Source organism: Moraxella atlantae NBRC 14588, from assembly GCF_001591265.1.
In the GTDB taxonomy this organism is placed as follows: domain Bacteria; phylum Pseudomonadota; class Gammaproteobacteria; order Pseudomonadales; family Moraxellaceae; genus Faucicola; species Faucicola atlantae.
Genome location: NZ_BCUL01000043.1, coordinates 1 through 4272, shown reverse-complemented (window position 1 = coordinate 4272; position 4272 = coordinate 1). Strand labels below are relative to the sequence as shown.

Annotated in this window: 1 protein-coding gene; it reads left to right on the top strand. The window is 45.6% G+C overall.

Annotated features, from left to right (window positions below; translation table 11 throughout):
* Positions 1-98 precede the first annotated feature (98 nt).
* A partial coding sequence (locus tag MA2_RS10415; RefSeq protein ID WP_156470952.1) for a two-partner secretion domain-containing protein occupies positions 99-4272 on the top strand: 4174 nt, incomplete at its 3' end.

The window sequence follows — 4272 nt, the reverse complement described above, 5'->3', positions numbered from 1 at the left end:
TATAAAAATGATTGAAATTAAAAATTATTTTACATAGAATAACAAAAATTGTTTATTTTTACGATAAAAGAATCATTTTAGCAATAAAAGGATAGAGTATGAACCGTCAATGTTACCGAGTGATTTTCAATAAAGCCCGTGGCATGTTAATGGTGGTTAGCGAAGCAGCCAAAAGCCAAACAAAAGCGGCAGGCGAACGCTCAGGTGATGGCATCAATTCATCCTCTTTTTTAGCGAAACAACCTTCTAAGCTTAGTGTATTGGCATTAAGTTGCATCACAGCGACAGCACCACTCTACAGCCAAATGGCAATGGCAGCCAACTCCCAAGTGAGCGTTGATAAAACAGCAGGTCTTCTGACCCAGCCGACTATCCTAGTTTCAGGTAACGGCACCCCTGTGGTGAATATTCGAGGGACAACGGCTGATGGCGTATCTCGCAACAGTTTTAGCCAATTTGACATTCAAGACAATGGCGTTATTTTAAATAACAGTCGCTTTGGCGCAGACACCCAAATTGGCGGTCACGTCAATGGCAACTTCTGGTTATTATTTGGCGAAGCCAAAACCATCGTAAACGAAGTCAATAGTAACAACCCTACCGTATTTAATGGTAAGCTTGAAGTTGCTGGCAAATCTGCCAACGTTATTATCGCTAACCCCTCAGGGATTAACGTTAATGGGGGTACCTTTATTAATGCCACTAAAGGTACACTAACCACAGGTAAAGTGAACTATAGCAACCTACGGGCTCTTGATAGCATCACGGTCAATCAAGGTCAAATCAACATTGGAGAAAAGGGACTTACCAATCAATTTAACAATGGCTCGAGCTTAACCGATATTCTGGCTAAAAGTGTTACCTTAAACGGCAAAATCACAGGTAACCATCAAGATTTAGTACAAGTGGTGGTGGGTGAAAACACCATTAAACTTGATCCTGAACTATATGCGCTAGATGACAAGCAAATCACCGCTTTAAACCCTGACAGTCAAGCCACAGGATTGGCATTGGATATTGGACAATTGGGTGGTGTGTATGCCAATGGCATCCAAATCATTGGTACCAAGCAAGGCATGGGGATGAGCAATGCAGGTACCTTACAATCAGGTAGCTTTATTCGCTTAAACAACAACGGTCGCATCGAAAACCTAGGCAAAATGGTTGCCAGTGACCCACAAGCCTCTAATACAGCGATTAGTATTACTAATAAACCCAGTGATGGTGAGCAAGGCGATATTGTTAATAAAGGCATTATCCAAGCAGGCAACCAAGTCATTGTACAAGCAGGTCGGGACTTAAGTGGCGATGGACAAATCATCCGTGATGGAAAAATCAATCATCATGACCATCTAGAAACGCTCACTGTCACTGCCGAACGCAACTTACAAACAGGACAACTCATCAACACCAATAAAGTGGGCGATGTTCAGTTAGTAGCAGGCGGTAAGCTAAACATTGACCAAAAAGCGGATGTAACCACCTCAGGGCATATTCTATTATCCTCAGGTGACAACCTTGGCTTAAACAATGCCAAACTGACCAGCACAGGTGAAGGCAAATCCGTTCAAGTCTATAGTGGCAAAGACTTAGCAGCTACCAATAGCTCCCTTACCGCCACCAATAAAGATGGCACGGTTTCAACCGCTGCCCAAGGCAATCAAACCCTCAGCCAAGTGAATCTGCAAGCCGATGAGTTACATAACCAAACAGGTGGCAAACTCACCATTAACCAAGCGGATTTCACCAGCCGTGGCAAACACGATGTAGCCATTATTGCCAATGATGGCATTGATGCCAACGGCTTAACTGCCACAGTCAATGATGGACACTTAAGCTTAGAAGCTGCCAAAGCCAACCTATTACAAGCCCCTGACAGTGATATTGTACTCAATAATGCCACACTCAAAGCCAGTCAAAATGTTGATATCGTGGCTGACCGCAATGTCAGCGTCACCAATACCAACCTACAAGGCAACCAAATTCGCAGCAGTGCGGGTAAGAATCTGCAGTTAGGTTTAACAGGTGACAACCAAGCTGCCACCAATGTGTATTTAAAAGCGGGCGATAAACTAAATCTGTCCACCGAAAGCGGTAAACTCGATGCCAACCATATCGAAGCCATGGCAAATCGTATCGAGGTGGGTGACCAAAGTAAGCTGACCGCCAAAGCAGGCGATATCAAACTTAGCAGTGTCGGTAACCCGCTAGCAGCTAGTGATAGCAATAATGCCCAAGACATCAAACTGGGCAATCAAGTTGACTTGACCGCCAGCAATGCCATTGCGTTAGCTGCTCAAGGGGCGATCAGTGCCACCGACCTACATGCCAATGGTGGTAACAGTGTTGCCATGGTTGCCACAAAAGGCATTCGTTTAGACAGTACCGATGCCACCCGTCAAAACCGATTAGGCTCAACATCAGGTGATATCGCCTTGATTGACCAAGGTCAAGATGGGGTGACTGCCACCAATTTAACTATCAATGCCGCCCAAGGCAAAGCCCGTGTGCAAAGCTTGGGTGACATTACCCTAAACACCACCCAAGGCAGTAACGCTGCGATACAAACCCAAGCCATTACCATCACCAACGCACCTGCTACTACCGCCACAGGGGACAATGCCAATAAACCGCATGGCAAAATCAGTATCCAAAGCACTGACATCACAGCCAGTCAAGGCGGTATCATTATCAACAGTCAAGATGCCCTCACCCTAGCTCGTGGCAATCTCAGTACCAATGGCAACCTTGAATTACACGGCAATCAAGCCACGTTGCTTGAAAACGTGAACGCCAATAGCCAACAGCATACCGCCATTAGTAGTAACACCAACTTAGGCATCAGTGGCAGTCATATCACCAGTAAAGGTATTCTATCAGCTCAAGGCGAACAAGATACAAGCTTAAAAGACAGTCAGCTTCAAGGCGGTGCCTTACTGGTTGCGGCTAAAAAAGGCAATCTTGAATTAGGCAATAATCTAACCCTAGCCACTAAGACCACCGACTTACTTGGCAATGACCCAAAATTGGCAGCGATTAATGGTAGCATGACCGTCAAAGGCAACAATGACTTGGTATATGATGCAGGTAAAACCATCAATGCTGACGGTGATTTAGACCTACGCACCACAGGCAAAATTAGCTTTAAAGGCACGCCTGGCAACCAAGGCAATGGTAGCGAAACCAATGTCAATGTTACTGTCAAAGGCAGTATTGGAATGACAGGCAGTTCAGTAGAGATGCTTGGGACGCATGTCACCAGTACCGATGGTGGTATCACTATCGCTGCCACTGATGGTAACATCAAAATCGGTGCCATTGAAAACACCATCGATGGGGTTAAACCTGAAAACCGCCTCAAAGAGCTTAATGACAGCCTAACCACTGTCAATCATCAACTTGATATTTTAAACAATGACAGCCTCTATCAAACGGCTGCCACTGCCAAGAAGGCTGCCCAAGACAAACTAGACAAATTAATCAAAGACAATGCGGCGACCCCAATCGCTGACTTTGAACAACAACAGCAAGCCCTTAAAACTGAAATTGCCGCCCAAAACACACAGCTACAACAACGCACTAAGGCGTTGGACATTAACAAAACCGCCCAAGAGCTTACCGATGAACAAGCGGACATTACCCGCTCATTAAAAATTGCCGATACCCCTTATCAAGGCATTGAACACGCAGGTAGCAAGCTGAGTGCTAAAAACGATGTCAGCTTAGTGGCTAAAGGTGGCATTGCCATTGAAGCCTCTGACATTGACACTCGAGGCAAGGCTACTTTGCAATCGCTCAGTCAGTTGGGTGAATACCGTCAAGTCATTGATGAAAAGGCCCGAGCTGATGTGTTAGTGCCACTCATGCGACTAAACAAACTAAGCGATGGACAAAAGCAAGACTATTTAAGCCAACAGCTTGCTGCCATTGACAGCATGCGTTTTAGCCTTGATGACAGCGTCAATCAAAGTGAGGAGATGCAAAAAATGCGTGCCTCGCTTAAAGAGTTACTGCCTAAAGCCGTGGCAGGTGATGCCGCTGCCAAAGCACAGATTGACAAAATCCTCACCGCCAGAGCCCCTGTGACCATTATCCCTGTCGCTATTAGCATTGAAGGGCTAAATGATATCTACGAGCGTGGTAAAGAAGGGGATAAGAGCTACAGCCTACACAACAACAATCGCTCAAGCAACGTCACCGCTGACAAAGGCATTGTCATTCAAGCCACAGGCGCAGATAACCAAGACCCTAAAACTGTGACGACCTCAGGGG